18 protein-coding genes are annotated in these 22,566 nt (G+C 58.5%); 5 read left to right on the top strand and 13 right to left on the bottom strand.

Annotation, left to right across the window (positions count from 1 at the left end; genetic code table 11):
• Nucleotides 1-221: 221 nt before the first annotated feature.
• The 11 genes from JFU11_RS11800 to mtnA all read right to left on the bottom strand — a co-directional run bounded on the left by JFU11_RS11800 (nt 222) and on the right by mtnA (nt 13,903).
• Complete coding sequence (locus JFU11_RS11800) at nt 222-461, bottom strand: LapA family protein (protein ID WP_123723144.1); 240 nt, start codon at nt 459-461, stop codon at nt 222-224.
• Nucleotides 462-485: 24 nt separating this feature from the next.
• Nucleotides 486-782 (bottom strand): integration host factor subunit beta, encoded by a 297-nt coding sequence (gene ihfB / locus JFU11_RS11795; RefSeq protein WP_020299643.1) that lies wholly within the window; start codon nt 780-782, stop codon nt 486-488.
• 150 nt (nt 783-932) lie between these two features.
• Nucleotides 933-1,211 carry a hypothetical protein gene (locus JFU11_RS11790; RefSeq protein ID WP_123723143.1) on the bottom strand — a complete coding sequence of 93 codons (279 nt, stop codon included), beginning with the start codon at nt 1,209-1,211 and terminating at the stop codon, nt 933-935.
• 209 nt (nt 1,212-1,420) lie between these two features.
• Nucleotides 1,421-3,112: a 30S ribosomal protein S1 gene (gene rpsA, locus JFU11_RS11785; protein WP_008005961.1), complete on the bottom strand. Its 1,692-nt coding sequence runs from the start codon at nt 3,110-3,112 to the stop codon at nt 1,421-1,423.
• Nucleotides 3,113-3,232: 120 nt separating this feature from the next.
• The gene (gene cmk, locus JFU11_RS11780) at nt 3,233-3,922 is read right to left on the bottom strand and encodes a (d)CMP kinase (protein ID WP_123723142.1); all 690 of its coding nucleotides are present in this window, start codon (nt 3,920-3,922) and stop codon (nt 3,233-3,235) included.
• The gene (locus JFU11_RS11775) at nt 3,919-6,126 is read right to left on the bottom strand and encodes a bifunctional prephenate dehydrogenase/3-phosphoshikimate 1-carboxyvinyltransferase (protein ID WP_242483602.1); all 2,208 of its coding nucleotides are present in this window, start codon (nt 6,124-6,126) and stop codon (nt 3,919-3,921) included. The genes cmk and JFU11_RS11775 overlap by 4 nt, the downstream gene beginning before the upstream one ends.
• A 28-nt stretch (nt 6,127-6,154) precedes the next feature.
• Nucleotides 6,155-7,267, bottom strand: coding sequence for a histidinol-phosphate transaminase (gene hisC, locus JFU11_RS11770; RefSeq protein ID WP_201060667.1), 1,113 nt, complete (start codon nt 7,265-7,267; stop codon nt 6,155-6,157).
• Between the two features lie 12 nt (nt 7,268-7,279).
• Complete coding sequence (gene pheA, locus JFU11_RS11765) at nt 7,280-8,374, bottom strand: prephenate dehydratase (protein ID WP_007899727.1); 1,095 nt, start codon at nt 8,372-8,374, stop codon at nt 7,280-7,282.
• Complete coding sequence (gene serC / locus JFU11_RS11760; RefSeq protein WP_038982158.1) at nt 8,374-9,459, bottom strand: 3-phosphoserine/phosphohydroxythreonine transaminase; 1,086 nt, start codon at nt 9,457-9,459, stop codon at nt 8,374-8,376. Before serC ends, pheA begins: the two co-directional genes overlap by 1 nt.
• A gap of 271 nt (nt 9,460-9,730) precedes the next feature.
• Nucleotides 9,731-12,400, bottom strand: coding sequence for a DNA gyrase subunit A (gene gyrA, locus JFU11_RS11755; RefSeq protein WP_123723139.1), 2,670 nt, complete (start codon nt 12,398-12,400; stop codon nt 9,731-9,733).
• A gap of 426 nt (nt 12,401-12,826) precedes the next feature.
• Nucleotides 12,827-13,903 carry an S-methyl-5-thioribose-1-phosphate isomerase gene (mtnA, locus tag JFU11_RS11750; protein ID WP_123723138.1) on the bottom strand — a complete coding sequence of 359 codons (1,077 nt, stop codon included), beginning with the start codon at nt 13,901-13,903 and terminating at the stop codon, nt 12,827-12,829.
• A gap of 109 nt (nt 13,904-14,012) precedes the next feature.
• Between mtnA and JFU11_RS11745 the strand changes: the two genes are divergently transcribed.
• The 5 genes from JFU11_RS11745 (at nt 14,013) to JFU11_RS11725 (ending at nt 19,015) form a co-directional block, all read left to right on the top strand.
• Nucleotides 14,013-15,347, top strand: a complete 1,335-nt coding sequence (locus JFU11_RS11745) for a TRZ/ATZ family hydrolase (RefSeq protein ID WP_123723137.1) — start codon at nt 14,013-14,015, stop codon at nt 15,345-15,347.
• Between the two features lie 71 nt (nt 15,348-15,418).
• Nucleotides 15,419-16,117, top strand: coding sequence for a bifunctional 2-polyprenyl-6-hydroxyphenol methylase/3-demethylubiquinol 3-O-methyltransferase UbiG (ubiG, locus tag JFU11_RS11740; protein ID WP_007899720.1), 699 nt, complete (start codon nt 15,419-15,421; stop codon nt 16,115-16,117).
• A 4-nt stretch (nt 16,118-16,121) separates the two neighbouring features.
• Nucleotides 16,122-16,793: an N-acetylmuramic acid 6-phosphate phosphatase MupP gene (gene mupP, locus JFU11_RS11735; protein WP_123723136.1), complete on the top strand. Its 672-nt coding sequence runs from the start codon at nt 16,122-16,124 to the stop codon at nt 16,791-16,793.
• Between the two features lie 178 nt (nt 16,794-16,971).
• A complete protein-coding gene (locus JFU11_RS11730) occupies nt 16,972-17,712 on the top strand; it encodes a YciK family oxidoreductase (protein WP_007899713.1) in 741 nt (246 codons plus the stop codon).
• 376 nt (nt 17,713-18,088) lie between these two features.
• Nucleotides 18,089-19,015: a GGDEF domain-containing protein gene (locus JFU11_RS11725; RefSeq protein ID WP_201060666.1), complete on the top strand. Its 927-nt coding sequence runs from the start codon at nt 18,089-18,091 to the stop codon at nt 19,013-19,015.
• 209 nt (nt 19,016-19,224) lie between these two features.
• Here JFU11_RS11725 and JFU11_RS11720 read toward each other — a convergent pair whose 3' ends face one another.
• Both JFU11_RS11720 and JFU11_RS11715 read right to left on the bottom strand, forming a co-directional pair.
• A complete protein-coding gene (locus JFU11_RS11720; protein ID WP_123723134.1) occupies nt 19,225-20,019 on the bottom strand; it encodes an iron-containing redox enzyme family protein in 795 nt (264 codons plus the stop codon).
• 44 nt (nt 20,020-20,063) lie between these two features.
• Entirely contained in the window at nt 20,064-22,523 is a 2,460-nt protein-coding gene (locus tag JFU11_RS11715) for an EAL domain-containing protein (protein WP_201060664.1), read from the bottom strand.
• Between the last annotated feature and the right edge of the window lie 43 nt (nt 22,524-22,566).

Raw genomic sequence — 22,566 nt, 5'->3', positions numbered from 1 at the left:
CATACCCTTAAGTTGCTGACAGGGCCGCCAATCGCGCACTGTCTAATCCATGAATGCAAAAGCCATCAAAATCAGCCGTGGCTTCTGACAGAGTCAGTCTGAACCGATTCGGGAATTACCCTATCGACCAAGCGCAGCATTTTACAGCTTAATGAAGGTTTTACTAATGGATATGGACAAGCCGGGATGCAAGTTCAACGCGTACCGCAGGTTTGTCGCGATCAGACAAGGCGCTTGCGAGAGGCTCTGGACGTACGTCCCAGAAACCAGCCAAGAATCGGCCCGATCACCATGCCAATCAGCAGCGCAATCACCATGACCAGCGAAACTGGCAACTGCGGGCCCGCCCAGCCCAGGAACAGCAGTGACACACCTTGCTGGTTCTCAAGTACGAACGCCAGGATCGCGAGAACGAGCAACAGGACAAATACAGCGAGAAGTACGCGCTTGAGGTTACGCATCAGTGGTTCCTTGAAGTGCAGCTGTCAAAACCCCTCCTCCTCTTCCTCGTTCACGCGATCGCGCAGTTCTTTGCCTGGCTTGAAATGCGGAACGAACTTGCCGTCGAGGCTGACGGACTGACCGGTTTTCGGATTGCGGCCTACGCGCGGCGCGCGATAGTGCAGGGAGAAGCTGCCAAAACCACGGATCTCGATTCGATCACCGGTGGCCAGACATTGGGACATTTGCTCAAGCATGGTCTTGATGGCCAGCTCCACATCCTTGGATGAGAGCAGCCCTTGATGGGTGACAATTCGTTCGATCAACTCCGACTTCGTCATATTTTTCCCTTCTTTTTCAAGCAGCTAGGAAAAGCGCTTCAAAGGTTTTAGCATGCCCGGAGAAATTTGAACAGCCCGAGTTTTGACATATCTTTCCTTGCAATGAGGTGCCCGATTTCAGAACATCGGAACATTGCTCAAACCCGGTATTCATCTACAGATAACCAGCATGGTGCGCGTCAGATAACCCGCGGGATTGAAGCCAAAAGGGAACTCATCGTCCTCCTTCGCGTCATCGGACCTTACGACGACTTTATAACCTGCACCCTTGCACTCCTTGGCAGCTCTCTTGTGACACTTCTCCCATCCGGAGCCCAATCCTGAACAATCGATCTCTATACCACTGACTCCACGTACCGCATGAGTCTTGGCGCTCGTGGTACAGCCCGCCAATGTCAGTACTGCTATCACGACAATGAGCTTGTTCATTCACTTCCTTATGCCAGGCGCATTACCCAGCGGTCGTTCACTTCAGACTAAGCCTAGCCTTGAATAGACGATTGACCTGTATGAAGTTACAGACAGCTTATGTAGATCATTGGTTTCACGAAAGAAATAAAGCGCCCCCTAGGATTCACCAAATCGCAGACACAAAAAAGGGCGACTAAAGTCGCCCTTTTTCTATGGTCTGACAGAACTTAGTTCTGTTTTTCCATTTGTGCACGCAACAGGTCGCCCAGAGTGGTAGGACCAGCAGCGATGCTATCCGAAGGCTTGTCTTTCAAGCTTTGGATGGCTTCTTTCTCGTCTTCAACGTCTTTCGACTTGATCGAGAGCTGGATTACGCGGCTCTTGCGGTCAACGCTGATGATCTTGGCTTCTACTTCTTCGCCTTCTTTCAGAACGTTGCGCGCGTCTTCAACGCGGTCACGGCTGATTTCGGAGGCTTTCAGAGTCGCTTCGATATCGTCGGCCAGAGTGATGATGGCGCCTTTAGCGTCAACTTCTTTCACGATGCCTTTAACGATGGCGCCTTTGTCGTTCTCTTGAACGTACTCGGAGAACGGATCGCTTTCCAGTTGCTTGATACCCAGGGAGATGCGCTCGCGCTCTGGGTCAACCGACAGGATAACGGTGTCCAGCTCGTCGCCCTTCTTGAAGCGGCGAACGGCTTCTTCGCCCACTTCGTTCCAGGAGATGTCGGACAGGTGAACCAGACCGTCGATGCCGCCGTCCAGACCAATGAAGATACCGAAATCGGTGATCGACTTGATGGTGCCGGAGATTTTATCGCCCTTGTTGAACTGGCCAGAGAAATCTTCCCATGGGTTAGATTTGCACTGCTTGATGCCGAGGGAGATACGACGACGCTCTTCGTCGATGTCCAGAACCATAACTTCCACTTCGTCGCCGACTTGTACGACTTTCGAAGGGTGGATGTTCTTGTTGGTCCAGTCCATTTCGGAAACGTGTACCAGGCCTTCAACGCCTTCTTCCAGCTCAGCGAAGCAGCCGTAGTCGGTCAGGTTGGTTACACGAGCGGTAACGCGAGTGCTTTCTGGGTAACGGGCTTTGATAGCAACCCATGGATCTTCGCCCAGTTGCTTGAGGCCCAGGGAAACACGATTGCGTTCGCGATCGTACTTCAGAACCTTGACATCGATCTCGTCGCCAACATTGACGATTTCGGAAGGATGCTTGATACGCTTCCAAGCCATGTCGGTAATGTGCAGCAGGCCATCGACGCCACCCAGATCGACGAATGCGCCGTAATCGGTGAGGTTCTTGACGATACCTTTGACTTGTTGGCCTTCCTGCAGGGATTCCAGCAGAGCTTCACGCTCGGCGGAGTTCTCGGCTTCGAGGACGCTGCGACGGGAAACGACAACGTTGTTGCGTTTCTGGTCGAGTTTGATGACCTTGAATTCCAGCTCTTTGCCTTCCAGGTGCGTGGTGTCGCGCACTGGACGGACGTCAACCAGAGAACCTGGCAGGAACGCACGGATGCCGTTAACGTCGACAGTGAAGCCGCCTTTAACCTTACCGTTGATAACGCCCTTGACCACTTCTTCGGCTGCGAAGGCTGCTTCCAGAACAATCCAGCATTCAGCGCGCTTGGCTTTTTCACGGGACAGCTTGGTTTCACCAAAGCCGTCTTCAACCGAGTCCAGAGCAACGTGAACTTCGTCACCGACGTTGATAGTCAGTTCGCCAGCATCGTTGTAGAACTGCTCAAGCGGGATGAGTGCTTCAGACTTCAGGCCAGCGTGAACGGTTACCCAGCGAGCCTGGTAATCGATATCAACGATAACACCGGTGATGATGGAGCCTGCCTGAAGGTTCAGGGTTTTTAGGCTTTCTTCAAAGAGTTCCGCAAAGCTTTCGCTCATTTTAATTCCTGTTGAATAAGGGCGAAGGATACGCCCATCTCCACATCCCAGACGATGTGGGTTACGTTCATTTAAAGAAACGGCACAGGACTATGACTGGTCCCCTGGGTCGTTTCTTGGTCACCCGGCGATATCGCGAATGGCGATTTCACTCATGATGCGTTCCAGCACCTGATCGATGGATAATTCCGTGGAATCCAGCTGTATGGCGTCAGCCGCCGGTTTGAGCGGGGCTACCGCTCGCTGGGTGTCACGCTCATCGCGCGCACGTATCTCATCTAGCAGACTCGACAGACTAACACCATCGACTTTGCCCTTCAACTGCAAGTATCGACGTCGCGCACGCTCCTCGGCACTGGCGGTCAGGAAAATCTTCAACGGTGCGTCGGGAAATACCACCGTGCCCATGTCGCGGCCATCGGCCACCAGACCCGGTGATTCCTGAAAGGCCCGCTGGCGCTGAAGCAGCGCCTCACGAACGGCGGGCAACGCAGCGACCTGCGAGGCGCCCGAGCCGATACTTTCGGTGCGAATGATATCGCTGACTTCGTCGCCTTCCAGAATAATGCGCTGCAGCTGACCGTCGGTCGCTGCGATGAATTGCACATCCAGATGAGCGGCAAGTTTTTTCAGCAGCTCTTCATTCGTCAGATCGACGCCATGGTTATACGCCGCGAACGCCAGCAATCGATACAGCGCACCGGAATCCAGCAAGTTCCAGCCCAGACGCTTGGCCAGCATCCCGGCGACAGTACCTTTGCCAGAGCCGCTTGGCCCATCAATGGTGATGACCGGTGCGATGATTTTCACGACTGAGCCTCTTGTGCAACACGGATACCGACCTGCGCGCACAGCGCGAGGAAGTTCGGGAACGAGGTCGCGACGTTGGCGCAATCATGGATGCGGATCGGTGCGCTAGCGCGCAAAGAAGCCACGCTGAAAGCCATGGCAATCCGGTGATCGCCGTGACCGTGCACTTCGCCGCCGCCGATCTGGCCGCCGTCGATGATGAGACCGTCCGGGGTTGGCTCGCACTTGACGCCCAGCGCCAGCAGACCATCCGCCATCACCTGGATCCGGTCCGACTCCTTCACGCGCAGCTCTTCGGCGCCACGCAGCACGGTGCGCCCTTCGGCACATGCAGCAGCCACGAACAGCACCGGGAACTCGTCGATAGCCAGTGGAACCAGCGCCTCAGGGATCTCGATACCTTTGAGTTTAGCTGCCCGCACGCGCAGATCCGCTACCGGTTCGCCGCCAACTTCACGCTGGTTTTCCAGGGTGATGTCAGCGCCCATCAGGCGCAGGATGTCGATCACGCCGGTACGGGTCGGGTTGATGCCGACGTGCTCAAGCACCAGCTCCGAACCTTCGGCAATCGACGCCGCCACCAGGAAGAATGCCGAGGACGAGATATCGCCCGGCACTTCAATGTGGGTCGCGGTCAACTTGTGGCCGGACTCGACCGAGGCAGTCGCGCCGTTGACGGTCACCGGGTAGCCGAAGCCGCGCAGCATGCGCTCGGTGTGGTCGCGAGTCGGTGCCGGCTCGGTGACGGTGGTCTTGCCTTCGGCATACAGACCCGCCAGCAACAGGCAGGATTTAACCTGGGCGCTGGCCATTGGCATGGTGTAAGTCAGGCCCTTGAGCTTGTTGCCGCCACGAATGGTCATCGGTGGACGACCTTCAGCAGCGGTCTCGATCACGGCGCCCATTTCGCGCAGAGGATTGGCCACGCGATTCATCGGACGCTTGGACAGAGAAGCGTCGCCGGTCAGGATGCTATCGAAGCTCTGCGCAGCCAAAAGGCCAGACAGCAGACGCATCGAGGTGCCGGAGTTGCCCAGATAGATCGGGCCCGGCGCAGGCTTCAGGCCATGCAGGCCGACGCCGTGGATGGTCACGCGACCGTGGTGCGGACCTTCGATGACGACACCCATGTCGCGGAAAGCTTGCAGGGTCGCCAGAGCGTCTTCGCCCTCGAGGAAACCTTCCACTTCGGTGACGCCTTCGGCCAGGGAACCGAGCATGATCGAACGGTGGGAAATCGATTTGTCGCCCGGTACACGAATCCGCCCAGTCAGGCGGCCACCAGGTTGTGCCAGGAAAATCAGATCGTTGGAATTCATAGCGTCCACATAGGCCCGGCGGGCCAGGATTTTACTGAAATGCTCGCGGGCAACCCGGGCGCGAGTGAACACGCCCAACAATTGGTGCCCATCCCCTGCATCGACCGCGTCGCGCAAGGCGTCGAGGTCGCTGCGAAATGTATCGAGTGTGCGCAAGACAGCTTCGCGGTTGGCGAGGAAGATGTCATGCCACATGACCGGGTCGCTACCGGCGATTCTTGTGAAATCGCGGAAACCGCCCGCAGCGTAACGGAAGATCTCAAGATTTTCATTGCGTTTGGCCAACGAATCGACCAAACCGAATGCCAGCAAGTGCGGCAAATGGCTGGTCGCCGCCAACACTTCGTCGTGACGTTCGACCTGCATGTGCTCGACGTCGGCACCCAGTTCGCGCCACAACCGGTCAACCACTGCCAAAGCGGCCGGATCGGTCTGATCCAGCGGCGTCAGAATGACTTTATGGCGACGGAACAGCTCGGCATTGGAGGCTTCCACCCCGCTCTGCTCGGAACCGGCAATCGGATGCCCTGGCACGAAACGCGCCGGCATGCCGCCAAACGCTTCGGTCGCCGCGCGCACCACATTGCCCTTGGCACTACCGACGTCGGTCAGAATCGCTTGCCCCAAGTCCATGCCCGCCAACAGCGCGAGCAATTTCTCCATGGCCAGGATCGGCACCGCCAGCTGAATCACGTCAGCGCCCTGGCAAGCCTTAGCCAGGTCTTCTTCGCAGCGATCCACCACGCCCAACTCGACCGCCAGCTTGCGCGACTGCGGATCGAGATCGACCCCGACCACTTCGCGGCACAGACCGCTTTCACGCAAGCCTTTGGCAAACGAACCGCCGATCAACCCCAGGCCGACCACCACCAGGCGACCGATCATAGGTTGAGCAGATTGCAGTGCAGTGACATCAACCACGAGCCATAACCTTGGTCAGCGCCTCGAGGAAGCGGCTGTTTTCAGCCGGCAAACCGATGGTGATACGCAGGTGGTTCGGCATGCCGTAGTTGGCCACCGGACGCACGATCACGCCTTCGCGCAGCAACCCCTCGAACACTGGAGCCGCAACGCGCCCCAGATCGACACAGATGAAGTTGCCTTTGGATGGAATCCAGCTCAGACCCAGCTCGCGGAAACCCGCTTGCAGCTGCTGCATGCCGGACTCGTTCAGGCGACGGCTTTCAGCCAGGTACTCGAAGTCTTGCAACGCGGCACAAGCGGCAGCCAGCGCGAGGCTGTTGACGTTGAACGGCTGACGCACGCGATTCAGCACATCGGCGACGATGGCCGAGGACAAGCCGTAACCGACCCGCAGCGACGCCAGACCATAGGCCTTGGAGAAGGTGCGCGAGACCAGCAGGTTCGGGTAGGCCGCCAAATAGTCCAGGCCGTCGGGCAAGTCGCTGCCTTCGGCGTATTCGATGTAGGCCTCGTCCAGCACCACCAGCACATGGGCCGGTACGTCCTGCAGGAAATCATCCAGCGCTTCGGCGTCGAACCAGGTCCCGGTCGGGTTGTTCGGGTTGGCGATGAACACCACGCGAGTATCGGCATCGATTGCGGCCAGCATGGCCGACAGATCATGACCCCAGTCTTTGGCCGGGATCACTTTTGCCTGGGCACCGACGGCCTGGGTGACGATCGGATAGACCGCAAACGCATGCGCGCTGAACACCGCGTTCAGGCCTGGCGCCAGATAAGCACGCGCCACCAGCTCCAGAATGTCGTTGGAGCCGTTGCCCAACGTCACCTGGTTCAGCTCGACGCGACACTGATCGGCCAGCAGGGTCTTGAGTGCAAAACCGTTGCCGTCCGGATAGCGGGTCAGCTCGGTCAGCGCTTCGCGAATCGCGGCCAGCGCCTTGGGGCTGGCGCCCAACGGGTTTTCGTTGCTCGCCAGTTTGACGATATTGGCCGGATCGAGGTTCAGCTCACGGGCCAGTTCGTCCACGGGTTTGCCCGGAACGTAAGGCGAAAGTTGTTGCACGCCCGGCTGTGCCAGAGCGAGGAAGTTGCCACTCATTTGCTACCGCCCTTAGAGAACTGCTTTCGGGTAGGAACCCAGCACTTTGAGTGCTACTGCTTCCTGACTGATCTTTTCCAGTACACCTTTGACCAGCGGGTCGCGGTGGTGGCCGACGAAGTCGATGAAGAACACGTAGGTCCATTTACCGCTGCGCGACGGACGGGTCTCGATGCGCGTCAGGTCGATGCCGTTGTCGTGGAACGGCACCAGCAGCTCGTGGAGCGCGCCGGGTTTGTTGCTCATGGAAACGATGATCGAGGTCTTGTCGTCGCCGGTCGGCGGCACTTCCTGGCTGCCGATCATCAGGAATCGCGTGGAGTTGTCCGGACGATCCTCGATTTTTTCGGCCAGTCGAGTCAACCCGTACAGACCAGCGGCCATGTCGCCGGCGATCGCCGCCGAGTTCCACTCACCCTTGACCCGCTTGGCCGCTTCGGCGTTGCTCGAAACCGCTACGCGCTCGACATTCGGGTAATGGGCGTCCAGCCACTTGCGGCACTGGGCCAGGGACTGGGCGTGGGAATAGATGCGGCTGATGCTGTCGGTCTTGGTGTTTTCACCGACCAACAGGTGATGGTGAATACGCAGCTCGACTTCGCCACAGATCACCATGTCGTGTTCGAGGAAGCTGTCGAGGGTGTGGTTGACCGCGCCCTCGGTGGAGTTTTCCACCGGGACCACGCCAAAGTTCACCGCACCGGCCGCGACTTCACGGAACACTTCGTCGATCGCTGCCATCGGCTTGCTGATCACCGCATGACCGAAGTGCTTCATGGCCGCAGCTTGGGTGAATGTACCTTCAGGGCCAAGGTAAGCCACTTTCAGCGGCTGCTCGAGGGCCAGGCACGAGGACATGATTTCGCGGAACAGCCGCGCCATCTCTTCGTTGCCCAGCGGCCCCTGGTTACGCTCCATCACACGCTTGAGCACCTGAGCTTCACGCTCAGGACGATAGAACACCGGCACTTCGCCTTCGGCCAGCGAGGCCATCTTTACTCGCGCAACTTCCTGGGCGCAACGTGCGCGCTCACTGATCAGCTCCAGGACTTTTTCGTCCAGAGCATCAATGCGCAGGCGCAGTGCCTTGAGTTCTTGCTCAGACATTAACCGTGTTCCTTCTCGAACTCTGCCATGTACGAAACCAGTGCATTGACTGCAACGATATCGACGGCGTTATAGATGGAGGCACGCATGCCGCCCACGGAACGGTGGCCCTTGAGGTTCAGCAGGCCGCGTTCGTCGGCGCCAGCCAGGAACGGCTTGTCGAGACGATCGTCGGCCAGACGGAACGGTACGTTCATCCACGAGCGATCCGACTTGTTGATCGGGTTGCTGTACAAGCCGCTGGCGTCGATGAAGTCGTACAGCGTGCGCTGCTTCACTTCATTGAGCTTGCCGATGGCTTCGACACCACCCTGCTCTTTCAGCCACTCAAACACCAGACCGGACAAGTACCAGGCCAGGGTTGGCGGGGTGTTGTACATCGAGCCATTATCGGCCGCGACCTTGTAGTTGAGCATGGTCGGGCAAATGGAACGGGCGTGACCCAGCAGGTCTTCGCGAACGATGTTCACGACGACGCCGCTCGGGCCGATGTTTTTCTGGGCGCCGGCGTAGATCATGCCGAAGCGCGAAACATCCACCGGACGCGAGAGAATGTCCGAGGACATGTCGGCAACCAGCGGCACATCACCGGTTTCCGGAATCCATTGGAATTCCAGGCCGCCAATGGTTTCGTTCGGTGCGTAGTGAACGTAGGCCGCGTCTTTCGACAGGCTCCACTCGTTCTGACCGGGGATAGCAAAATAGTCGTAAGGCTTGGCGGTGGCGGCAACGTTGACGTGGCCGTAGCGCGAGGCTTCTTCGATAGCTTTCTGCGACCAGATACCGGTGTCGATATAGTCGGCGGTGCCGCTTTCCGGCAACAGGTTCAGAGGAATCTGAGCAAATTGCTGGCTCGCGCCACCTTGCAGAAACAGCACTTTATAGTTCGAGGGGATATTCAGCAGATCACGCAGATCCTGCTCGGCCTTGGTGGCAATGGACACGAACTCATCGCTGCGATGGCTCATTTCCATGACCGACAGGCCCTTGCCGTGCCAATCAAGGAGTTCACCCTGGGCGCGCTTCAGGACAGCTTCGGGAAGCGCCGCAGGACCGGCACAGAAGTTATAGGCTCTCTTGCTCACATCCAATCTCGCTCTGATTTGGTGGTATCACGCAATAAATCTGTGAATCTGTAAATCTGTAGGTGGATCTGTAGGAGCTGTCGAGCGGAGCGAGGCTGCGATTTCTTGATCTTGCTGTCGCTCTTGCCTTGGTGGGCAGAACGAAAAGATCGCAGCCTCGCTCCGCTCGACAGCTCCTACAGGTTTACAGTCCTACATTAAAAACAATTCCATAGTTCCTGAGGGACAAACAACAAGGGGGCGAATCTTCATCCGCCCCCTGCTTGCCCGCTTACTCTTGCGGCTCTTCGTCAGCGGCGGCGTCGAGTTGCTGGTCTTCGGCAACGTCGTCGATCACGACTTCACCGTCGAACACTGCACCCTCTTCACCTTCGAGGCCTTCGCCTTCCAGCTCTTCGCCTTCGACTTCCGACGGCTCTTGAACCCGCTCCAGGCCCACCAGCGTTTCATCGCTGGCCAGCTTGATCAGGGTCACTCCCTGGGTATTACGACCCAGGCTGGACACTTCGTCGACACGGGTACGAACCAAAGTACCCTGGTCGGAAATCAGCATGATTTCCTCGCCGTCGAGCACCTGGACTGCGCCGACCAGACGGCCGTTACGCTCGTTGCTGACCATGGCGATAACGCCCTGACCGCCACGCTTGTACTCAGGGAACTCGGTGATCGCGGTGCGCTTGCCGAAACCACGCGCCGAAGCGGTGAGGATCTGGCTGCCTTCTTCCGGGATCAGCATGGAAATCAGCTTCTGGCCTTCCGGCAGACGCATGCCGCGGACACCGCGAGCGGTACGGCCCATGGCGCGAACGTCGGTTTCCTTGAAGCGAGTCACCTTGCCACCGTCGGAGAACAGCATGACTTCGCGCTCGCCATCGGTGATGGCAGCAGAGATCAGTACGTCACCTTCGTCCAGCTCCAGCGCGATCAGACCGACGCTGCGTTGACGGCTGAAGGATTCCAGCGGGGTCTTCTTCACGGTGCCTTTAGCAGTGGCCATGAAGATGAAGTGACCTTCGGTGTATTCCTCGACCGGCAGCATGGTGGTGATGTATTCATCACTGTCCAGCGGCAGCAGGTTGACCAGCGGACGACCACGGGCAGCGCGGGACGCTTCCGGAATTTCGTAGGTTTTCAGCCAGTACACTTTGCCTTTGCTGGAGAACAGCAGCAGCGTGGTGTGGCTGTTGGCGACCAGCAGGTGAGCGATGTAGTCCTCATCCTTGACACCGGTAGCCGACTTGCCTTTACCGCCACGACGCTGAGCCTGATACGCAGCCAATGGCTGGGTCTTGGCGTAGCCACCGTGGGAAATGGTCACGACGCGCTCTTCTTCCGGGATCATGTCACCCAGGGTCAGGTCGAGACGGGCATCGAGAATCTCGGTGCGACGCACGTCGCCGTATTCGGCGCGGATCACTTCCAGTTCTTCGCGGATCACTTCCATCAGGCGCGTGGCGCTGCTGAGGATGCGGATCAGCTCGCCGATCTGGTTGAGGATCTCTTGATACTCGGCCAGCAGCTTTTCGTGTTCCAGACCGGTCAGACGGTGCAGACGCAATTCCAGAATGGCTTGTGCCTGCTCTGGCGACAGGAAGTACTTGCCCTCGCGCAGACCGTATTGCGGGTCCAGGGTCTCTGGACGGCACGAATCGGCACCGGCACGCTCAACCATCGCAACTACAGCGGAAGATTCCCACGCAGTCTTGATCAGCGCTTCCTTGGCTTCCGACGGCGTTGGCGAAGCCTTGATCAGGGCGATGACCGGGTCGATGTTCGACAGGGCAACCGCTTGACCTTCCAGAATGTGGCCACGCTCACGTGCTTTGCGCAGTTCGAACACGGTACGACGGGTAACCACTTCGCGACGGTGACGAACGAACGCTTCCAGCAGGTCCTTGAGGTTCAGGATCCGCGGACGGCCGTCGATCAGCGCGACGATGTTGATACCGAACACCGCTTGCAGCTGGGTCTGGGCGTAGAGGTTGTTGAGGATCACCTCAGGCACTTCACCGCGACGCAATTCGATCACGACGCGCATACCGTCCTTGTCGGACTCGTCGCGCAGCTCGGTGATCCCTTCAAGCTTCTTCTCTTTTACCAGCTCGGCGATCTTCTCGATCAGACGTGCCTTGTTCAGCTGGTAAGGGAGTTCGGTGATGACGATCTGCTGACGACCACCGACCTTGTCGATGTCTTCGATCATCGAGCGGGCGCGCATGTAAATGCGCCCGCGACCGGTGCGGTAGGCTTCAATGATGCCGGCGCGACCGTTGATGATCGCGGCGGTCGGGAAGTCAGGACCGGGGATGTATTGCATCAGCTCATCGACGGTCAGTTCCGGGTTGTCGATGAGTGCCAGGCAACCGTCGATGACTTCACCGAGGTTGTGCGGCGGGATGTTGGTCGCCATGCCCACGGCGATACCGCTGGAGCCGTTGACCAGCAGGTTGGGAATACGGGTCGGCATGACCGCCGGGATCATTTCGGTGCCGTCGTAGTTCGGCACCCAGTCCACGGTTTCTTTGTGCAGGTCAGCCAGCAGCTCGTGCGCCAGCTTGGTCATGCGCACTTCGGTGTATCGCATGGCCGCGGCGTTGTCGCCGTCCACCGAACCGAAGTTGCCCTGACCGTCTACCAACAGGTAACGCAGCGAGAATGGCTGCGCCATCCGAACGATGGTGTCGTACACCGCGGTATCACCGTGAGGGTGATACTTACCGATCACGTCACCGACAACACGGGCAGATTTCTTGTACGGCTTGTTGAAGTCGTTGCCCAGCTCGCTCATCGCGAACAGCACACGCCGGTGCACGGGCTTCAAGCCATCGCGCGCATCCGGCAGTGCCCGCCCGACAATTACGCTCATCGCGTAGTCGAGGTAGGACTGCTTCAGCTCGTCTTCGATATTGACCGGGAGGATTTCTTTGGCCAGTTCGCCCATGAGAAGCCTGATTCCTTTTTCTGGTGAAACTTCGTCACATCCATATGGGACGAACGAAGCTCGCCGATGCAGACTGAGTGCCATGCACCGACTTACGACAAATCAACGAGTTATGCCATGGATCTGCGCAGTAAAGGCAGCCACATCAGGCTACCCTGGAAACCGCCGGATGTTATCACAAGAGCCGCCACGCACCTATCCCCCAGATGCGCATGGAGCATAGTTAGTTGACCGGTGACAGGCTTGAAAGGGACGAGAGGGGCTTAGAGCCGTGTTGAATGGAGAATTCAGGGCAGATTCGGCTTGTTTCATTGACATTCAGGGCCTAATCGCGGGCAAGCCCGCTCCCACAGAGTTTTGCAGCGCTCACAAAACCTGTGGGAGCGGGCTTGCCCGCGATGGCGATTGATCAGGCGCCAGATATCTTTAATGCAACCGCTTGCGGCACATCAACTGCGCCATTTTCGCCGTATCCGGCCGTTCGACGATGCCTTTTTCGGTGACAATCGCATCGATCAAATCCGCAGGCGTCACGTCGAACACCGGGTTGAACGCGTCGACATCCGCCCCCACCCGCTTGCCGCCAACTTCCAGCAATTCGCGGCCGTCGCGCTCTTCGATGGGGATCTCGTCACCGCTGGCCAGGTTCATGTCGATGGTCGAACTCGGCGCCACCACCATGAAACGCACGCCGTGGTGCATGGCGTTGACCGCCAGTTGGTAGGTGCCGATCTTGTTCGCCACATCGCCATTGGCGGTGATGCGGTCAGCGCCGACGATCACCCAGGTCACACCCTTGGTTTTCATGATATGCGCAGCGGCGGAATCGGCATTGAGGGTCACGGGAATGCCTTCATTAGCCAATTCCCATGCGGTCAATCGTGAACCTTGCAGCCATGGCCGGGTTTCATCAGCGTAAACGCGTTCGACCATGCCCTCGATGAAAGCCCCGCGAATCACCCCCAGCGCCGTGCCGAAGCCGCCGGTGGCTAGCGCGCCAGTGTTGCAGTGCGTGAGGATCGCCTGGGCATTACCCTGATGTTTGCGAATCAGGTCGACGCCCAATTGGGCCATGGTCAGGTTGGCTTCGCGATCGCTTTCATGGATGGCGATGGCTTCAGCTTCCAGCACCGCCAGCGGATCGGCGTGCTCCTTCAAGCGTTCAAGCCGTTCGCGCATGCGACCCAGAGCCCAGAACAGGTTGACCGCGGTTGGACGAGAATCGGCGAGCAGCGCGAAATCCTCTTCCAGCGCCGCCTGCCAGTCGCCGCCTTCGGCAAAGCGAGTGCGGGCCGCCAGCACTACGCCATAAGCGGCACTGATACCAATGGCTGGGGCGCCGCGCACCACCATCGAGCGAATGGCCTCAGCCACACCCGCAGCGCTGGTGTAGGCGATCCAGGTTTCCTCGAACGGCAAAATACGCTGATCCAGCAGATACAGGGCGCCATCACGCCAATCGATGGCCTTCACCTTCTCCGCAGCCAACAGTCGATCGCGCATCCACTTACCCCGCACTCATGAACAAAAGCCGCCGATTATAGCGATCCCCCCGCGAAGACGCTCGGGTATACTTCGCCATCCTTTACAAAAGCACTGGAACCGACTTTCGATGCCGACCCCCACCGCTGCGCTCGACCTGTTATTGCTGCCGACCTGGCTGGTACCCGTCGAACCGGCTGGCGTGGTCCTTAAAGAGCATGCCCTGGGCATCCGCGACGGTCGTATCGTATTTATCGGCCCGCGCGCAGCAGCCTTGAAGTTTAACGCAACCGAAGTCCGCGAATTGCCGGACATGTTGCTCGCCCCTGGGCTGATCAACGCCCACGGGCATGCGGCAATGACGCTGTTCCGTGGGCTGGCCGACGATCTGCCGCTGATGACCTGGCTGGAAAACCACATCTGGCCGGCCGAAGCCAAGTGGGTCGACGAGGCTTTCGTACGTGATGGCACTGATTTGGCCATTGCCGAGCAGATCAAAGGCGGCATCACCTGTTTCTCCGACATGTATTTCTTCCCGAAGGTCGCCAGCGAACGCGTACATAACAGCGGCATTCGCGCCCAGATCGCCATTCCGATCCTCGATTTCCCGATTCCAGGCGCCGCCACGGCGGATGAAGCCATTCGTCAGGGCGTTGAATTATTTGGCGATCTCAAGCATCACGAGCGGATCAAAATCACCTTTGGGCCCCATGCACCCTACACCGTGGGCGACGAAACCCTGGAAAAAATCCGGGTGATCGCCGAAGAACTGGACGCCTCGATTCACATGCACGTCCATGAAACCGCTTTCGAAGTGCAGCAGTCGGTCGAGCAATGCGGCGAACGCCCGCTGGCCCGCCTCGGTCGCCTGGGCCTGCTCGGGCCGCGCCTCCAGGCCGTTCACATGACCCAGATCAGCGATGAAGACCTGGTGCTGCTGGTAGAAAGTAACACCAATGTGATTCATTGCCCGGAGTCGAACCTGAAGCTGGCCAGCGGTTTCTGTCCGGTCGAGCGCTTGTGGCAGGCCGGGGTCAACGTGGCGGTCGGCACCGATGGCTCGGCCAGCAATAATGACCTCGACCTGCTCGGTGAAACCCGCACCGCTGCGTTGTTGGCCAAGGCCGTCGCCGGTTCCGCCACGGCGCTGGACGCCCATCGCGCCCTGCGCATGGCCACGCTCAATGGCGCCCGTGCACTGGGAATCGAAGCTGAGACGGGTTCGCTGGAAGTCGGCAAAGCGGCGGACATCGTTGCGTTCGACCTGTCGGGCCTGGCACAGCAACCGGTCTACGACCCGGTTTCGCAGCTTATCTATGCCACTGGCCGCGATTGCGTTAAACACCTTTGGGTCGCCGGCAAGCAACTGCTCGACGATCGCCGCCTGACCCGCCTGGATGAGGCGCAACTGTGTGCCACTGCCAAGGCCTGGGGCCAGCGCATCAGCGGCCATACCGAATCGTAAGCACCGAATTGTAAGCACCCTGGACCAAAACCGGGGCAACAGGATTTTTCAAGTTTTAGAGGACTGACACCATGAGCAACGTCGACTACGCCGAAATCGCCAAATTCGAAGCCCTGGCCCATCGCTGGTGGGACCGCGAAAGCGAGTTCAAACCGCTGCACGACATCAACCCGCTGCGGGTCAACTGGATCGACGAGCGCGTCCATCTGGCCGGCAAGAAAGTCCTCGACGTCGGTTGCGGCGGCGGCATCCTCAGCGAAGCCATGGCCCAGCGCGGCGCGACCGTGATGGGCATCGACATGGGCGAAGCGCCCCTGGCGGTCGCTCAACTGCATCAGCTGGAATCCGGCGTGAGCGTCGAGTACCGGCAGATCACCGCCGAAGCCCTGGCCGAAGAAATGCCCGAGCAGTTCGACGTGGTGACATGCCTGGAAATGCTTGAACACGTGCCAGATCCGTCGTCGGTGATCCGCGCCTGTTTCAAAATGGTCAAACCGGGCGGCCAGGTGTTCTTCTCCACCATCAACCGCAACCCGAAGGCCTATCTGTTCGCCATCGTCGGCGCCGAATACATCATGAAGTTGCTGCCGCGCGGCACCCACGACTTCAAGAAATTCATCCGCCCTTCGGAGCTTGGCGCCTGGAGCCGCATGGCCGGCCTGACCGTCAAGGACATCATCGGCCTGACCTACAATCCGCTGACCAAGCACTACAAACTGGCGGCCGATGTCGACGTCAATTACATGATCCAGACCCTGCGCGAGGAGTAAGCCGATGCGTATCAGAGCAGTCCTTTTCGACATGGACGGCACCCTGCTCGACACCGCGCCGGATTTCATCGCCATCTGCCAGGCGATGCGCGCTGATCGTGGTTTGCCGCCGATGAACGACAAACACATCCGTGACGAGATCTCCGGCGGTGCCAAGGCGATGGTCGCGGTGACCTTCTCCATGGACCCGGAATCGCCGGGTTTCGAGGAGCTGCGCCTGGAGTTTCTGGAGCGCTATGTCAAAGGTTGCGCGGTTCACAGCAAGCTCTTCGACGGCATGGGCGAATTGCTGGCCGACATCGAGAAGGCCAACCTGATCTGGGGCGTGGTCACCAACAAGCCGCTGCGCTTCGCCGAGCCGATCATGCAGCAACTGGGGCTGGCTGAACGTTCGGCGCTGCTAATCTGCCCGGATCATGTGAAGAACAGCAAACCGGACCCGGAGCCGTTGATCCTGGCGTGCAAGATGCTCGACCTGGACCCGGCCAGTGTACTGTTTGTGGGCGATGACCTGCGGGACATCGAGTCCGGCCGCGATGCGGGCACCAAAACGGCTGCCGTGACCTACGGCTATATTCATCCAGACGATAACCCGCGGCATTGGGGCGCGGATGTGGTGGTCGATCATCCGCTGGAGTTGCGCCAGGTGCTGGATAGCGCCCTCTGTAGCTGCTGAGACCCGGTTTCAAGCTCCGGGGATGTGGCGTGAATGATGACGCCTTCGCGGGCAAGCCCGCTCCCACAAGGACCGAGAGTGTTCACACATTCTTTGCCCGACAACGGGATCCTGTGGGAGCGGGCTTGCCCGCGATTGGCCGCGCCGCGATCTGTCTTCTGTTTTTGTGAGGTTTTTTATGTTTGATTATTCCGCCCGCCCTGAATTGCTCAAGGACCGGGTCATCCTGGTCACCGGCGCTGGCCGTGGCATCGGTGCTGCCGCTGCAAAAACCTACGCCGCCCATGGCGCCACCGTGCTGTTGCTGGGCAAGACCGAAGCCAATCTGACTCAGGTCTACGACGAGATCGAAGCGGCCGGGCATCCACAACCCGCCGTGATCCCGTTCAATCTGGAAACCGCACTGCCTCATCAATACGATGAACTGGCAGCCATGATCGAGACCGAGTTCGGCCATCTCGACGGCTTGCTGCACAACGCCTCGATCATCGGGCCGCGCACACCGATCGAGCAGTTGTCCGGCGAGAACTTCATGCGCGTCATGCACGTCAACGTCAACGCCATGTTCATGCTCACCAGCACCCTGCTGCCTCTGCTCAAGCTGTCTCAGGACGCCTCGGTGGTATTCACCTCCAGCAGCGTCGGTCGCAAGGGTCGTGCGTACTGGGGCGCGTACGGCGTTTCCAAATTTGCTACCGAAGGCCTGATGCAAACCCTGGCCGACGAAGTGGATACAGTGGCGCCGGTGCGCTCCAACAGCATCAACCCCGGCGCTACCCGCACCAGCATGCGCGCTCAGGCCTACCCCGGTGAAAACCCGCTGAACAACCCGACACCCGAGGAGATCATGCCGGTCTACCTCTACCTGATGGGTCCGGACAGTACCGGCATCAATGGTCAGGCGTTCAACGCTCAGTAACGCCCGTGCGTCGCTTTTCTGCCGCGACGGCTTCCCGCCGCGGCACTCAAACTCGGTGGTAACTACCCCTGCTTCAAGTCAAATAAATGTCATCTCCCTCCGCAACTCCTCTCGCATGACCTTCCAGCATTTTGATTTTTAAAGCTTTTTATTCGACTGAACCGAATGGCACGACTTTCGCTCTAATTTTGTTCAGACACGCCGTGTGAAAGCAGAAGAAGCGGAGCTTCAGCCGAGAGGTTACCTAATCTTCGGCAAAGCGGACTAAACTCGTGCCAAATGTCCTACGGGACTGATGGACCAGTAATGACGCGCAGCCCAAAGCCGCTCTCACCCAGCCTGTAAGACAGCCTTACTGCTTAGGGGCTCACGCCATATGAAATCACCTTCCCAGACCAACGCAATTGACTTCGACAGTGCCAAATTGCAACGCCTGGGCTTTGGTCAGCAGCCTCCCCTCCTGGAGCGGCCCATCAGTCTTGCGCAGTTGCGCCAAGCGCTGGGCCTGCAACTGCAAACCAGTCTTGAGCCGCAACGCATTCTCGGACTTTTCTTCCGTGAAATTCAGCGCATTGTGCCGCTGGATGCCTTGAGTTACGAACATCAGCCCAGCGATTTGCGCCTGCAATTCGGTGCACGGGGTCATCATTCAATCAGCTACAGCCTCAGCCACGAAGGCGAGCAATTGGGTGAGCTGGTATTCCGTCGCAATCAGCGTTTCAGCGAAGAGGAACAGGGCAACCTGGAGTCACTGTTGTCGACCCTGCTCTTCCCTATGCGAAACGCCCTGCTCTACCGAGCTGCAACCCAAAGTGCATTGCGTGATCCGCTGACCGATACCGGCAACCGCATCGCTATGGATCAGACACTGCAACGGGAAATCGAGATGTCGCGGCGACACTCGCAACCCCTGTCGCTGTTGATGCTGGACATCGATCACTTCAAACACATCAACGATACCCACGGGCACAGCGCCGGCGACGAAGTGCTGAAGGCCGTCGCAACCTCAATCAAAAACCAGCTGCGCAACGTCGACATGGTGTTCCGGTTTGGTGGCGAAGAATTCCTGATCCTGCTTTCCAACACCAGTCGGGAAGCTGCGGCCATGATCGGTGAACGACTGCGGTTTGCGACGCAGGCTCAGGACTACGAGGCCGAGGGCAAGATGATCGAGCTGACGGTGAGCATCGGTTGCTCGACCCTGCTGCCCGGCGAGTCTGCCGAGAGTTTGTTGCGACGGGCCGACAGTGCGTTGTATGTGGCCAAGCGTGAGGGGCGTAACCGCCTTGCGATGGCGGGCTGAGTCCGGGCAACACCGAATAACAATGTGGGAGCGAGCCTGTGTGGCGAGGGGGCTTGCCCCCGTTCGACTGCGAAGCAGTCGTAAAACCGGTCACCGCTTTCTAAACTCAAGATCGCGGTGACTGGTTTTAGGGGGTGCTTCGCGCCCCAACGGGGGCAAGCCCCCTCGCCACACGCTCGCTCCCACAGTTGTGTTGCGTAGTCTTCAGATCAGCTTTCAGCCAACTCCATCCGCTCACGGACTACCGGGGTTTTCACTGCCAGCTCCAACTGCATGCAACGTTCCAGGAACAGATACATGTAGTCGTAACTTTTGCAGACAGCCTGGCGCAATTCCACTTGCAGCGCTTTGCTCGGGTTCATGCCCGCCAGGGTGCAGATGATTTCCAGCGCTTCCCATGGATGGGCATCGTCATACTGGGCGTGCATCTTCAACCACTTCATGGCCCGCTTGCGATCTTCCTCGGGGAACGCAGCCGCGTAGACACCATTGGAGCAAACCAGGGCCGACCACTCCCCCGTCGCCCCTTCGATGGCGTAGTTGGTGGCGGCGATGGCCACGATCAGCGAATCCGACGAACTGGTGTGCCAGCACCAGTGGCTCAAGGCGTGAAGCTCAGGGGCCACATGTTGGGCTTGCAGATCTTCCAGGCTGACACCGTGAGCACGGCTCCAATGCACCCAGTAATCGGCATGGTTCAATTCGACGCGAATGTTGCGCATCAGCCAGCGACGCGCCATGTCTTCGCCAGGGTGGCGCGCAAAACGGGTCTTGGTCAGGTTCTGTGCCATGTATAAAGCGAACTGTTCGACCACCGGCCAGCCACCAATAAGGTACTGACGCATGGTTTTTGCGCTGAGTTTGTTATCTCGCATGCGTTGATACAGTTCGTGTCCGACAACCCGGCGCTTGCTCTCGCTGCAATCCTGGATCAGTTGCTGAGCCCAGGCGGGATAACTTGCAGCTTCCATGAGTGGTCCGGTTCTGTTGAATGTGTCGATCACTGTCGCGCTCCTTTTGATTGTGATTTTTTAGATCAGCAAGAGTTTCAACGGAACGTGCCCGGCGCCTTGAACAACAAAGGTCGGGGCCGGGCAGGACGACTTTGCAAACTATCCCAGGTAAACAGATGCGGGCGTTCAATCACATACCCTTGAGCGTAATCCACCCCGATCTCCAGCAATGCCTGCTCGATCTGAGGTGTTTCAACGAACTCGGCAATCGTGCGCTTACCCATGACATGACCGATGTGATTGATCACTTCGACCATGGCGCGGTTAATCGGGTCGTCCAGCATATCCTTTACGAAACTCCCGTCGATCTTCAGGAAGTCTACAGGTAAATGTTTCAAGTAAGCGAATGAGGACATACCGGCGCAAAAGTCATCCAGCGAAAAATGACAACCTAAGCCTTTGAGTTCATTAATAAATCTAATTGCACTACCCAGATTTGAAATCGCGCTGGTTTCTGTAATTTCAAAACAAATCATTTCGGGCGGAATTGAATATGCAACAAACTGTTCACGAAGGAAGTCCAGAAACGCCTCATCTCCGATAGTAGTACCTGACAGATTTATCGCACACATGGCCAACGGTCCTTCGCGCTCTTCAGCGATGCACTGGGCAATGACTTTGAAAACGTTCTCCACTACCCAACGGTCAATCGACGTCATCAAACCGTAACGCTCGGCGGCCGGGATGAAACTGTCCGGCAGAATCATGCGCCCCGCTTCGTCATGCAGGCGCAGCAGGATTTCGATATGCCCGCGGCCCTGTTCGTCAGCGCCAAGGGGCGCGATTTCCTGGGCGTACAGGCAGAAGCGGTCTTCTTCCAACGCTACATGCAGGCGCTGCACCCAGGCCATCTCACCAAAGCGCAGGGACAGCTCCGAGTCGTCGGCGTGATAGACCTGAACCCGGTTGCGGCCCTTTTCCTTGGCCATATAACAAGCCATGTCAGCGGCCCGCAGCGAAGCTTCGAGGGTGACCGGGCTCTGGGCCACATGCACCAGACCGATACTCACGGTGGTCACGAACGGCCGGCCTTTCCAGACAAAGTGCAGGTTCTGCACGGTCTGGCGCAGGACTTCGGCGATTTTTTCGGCCGCTTCCGGCGCGCAGTTTTCCAACAGAATGCCGAACTCGTCGCCACCCAATCGAGCCAGGGTGTCGCCTTCGCGCAAGCCCGATTGCAACAACGCACAGATATGCCGCAACAGCTCGTCACCCGCCGCATGACCGCAGGTGTCGTTGACCAGTTTGAATTGATCCAGATCGAGAAACATCAAGGCATGACGCCCCGTCTGGCGCGTCAGGTTATGCAGGGCCTGTTCGAGGCGATATTCGAATTCGCGGCGGTTGGCCAGCCCGGTCAGGGCGTCATGGGTCGCCTGCCAGGACAAATTGGCGATGTACTGCCGCTCCTGAGTCATGTCGTGCAGCACCAGCACGGTGCCACTGACCTTGCCCGTATTGCGGATTGGCGCGCCGACCAGAGTGACCGACACCGTGCTGCCATCCAGACGCTGGATCAGTTTGGAATGCTCGCTGCCACCGCTGAGCTGACCGCTCAAAATGTGCTCGATCAAGGTAAAGCCGTCGGCCTGAGCGTCCTCGTCCAACAGATTGAACAGCGCCGCCAATGGCAACCCCGCCGCCTGTTCGGCCTTCCAGTGAGTCATGGCCTCGGCGGCCGGATTCATATAGGCGATCGCACCCTCGACATCCGTGGTGATCACCCCGTCGCCAATTGATTGCAGAGTGATCTGTGCCCGGTCTTTCTCCAACTGCAAGGCATCGGCGAAGGCATGGCGTTGCTTGAGCAGTTTATGAGTGCGCAGCAAGGCCAACACAATCAGACCCAGCGCAGTGGCGAGGTTCGTCACCAACAGCAGCCGGAGAATCACCCGCGAGCCTTCGCCCAAGGCATCGCTGAACGCTTTGGCGGCGGGCGTCACGCCATCGTTGATGGCGAAAATCTGGTCTTTCCAGCGTTTGACGTCGGCATCGGTGGCCTGGCTATCGGCAATGCGCTGGTGCATCTCCCGTGCGACATCATCGAGTTGCACCAGATACGCGTCACCGACCGTCCAGAGGTCGATGGCTTTTTCAAGGTAGCTGAAGTGCCGAAAATTGAGGTACAGCCAAATCACGCTGGAGACATCGTCCGGGTGGTTGCCGCCCTTGAGGATCGCGATCCGCGCTGCCTCGATATTCGGTGGCTGATGATCCAGCGCCAGACGCAATTCATGGCCACCCTGAGGTACCGCAATCGCGTTCTGGTATTTGAGAAAAATCGTTTCGTCGCGACTGTCGGCGTAGAGATTGAGGTAATAGATGGCGTCTTTCTGGCCCTTGGACCACAGGCTTTCACCACCGACGTAGCTGCGAACCGCCGAAAGAACGTAAAGACTGACGCCCCCCAACAATGCCTGAAATAACACGACGGCGATAAAAGGCCAGACGATGCCCAACAACCGAGGGGTTCCGAGAGTCCTTTTTTGCTTCATGAGGTCCCTTGTCTTGACACTGCTCGATCGTCGTCCGGACGAA

The organism is Pseudomonas sp. TH37 (assembly GCF_016650735.1).
GTDB lineage: Bacteria > Pseudomonadota > Gammaproteobacteria > Pseudomonadales > Pseudomonadaceae > Aquipseudomonas > Aquipseudomonas farris.
This window is presented reverse-complemented; position numbering and strand designations above follow the sequence as displayed.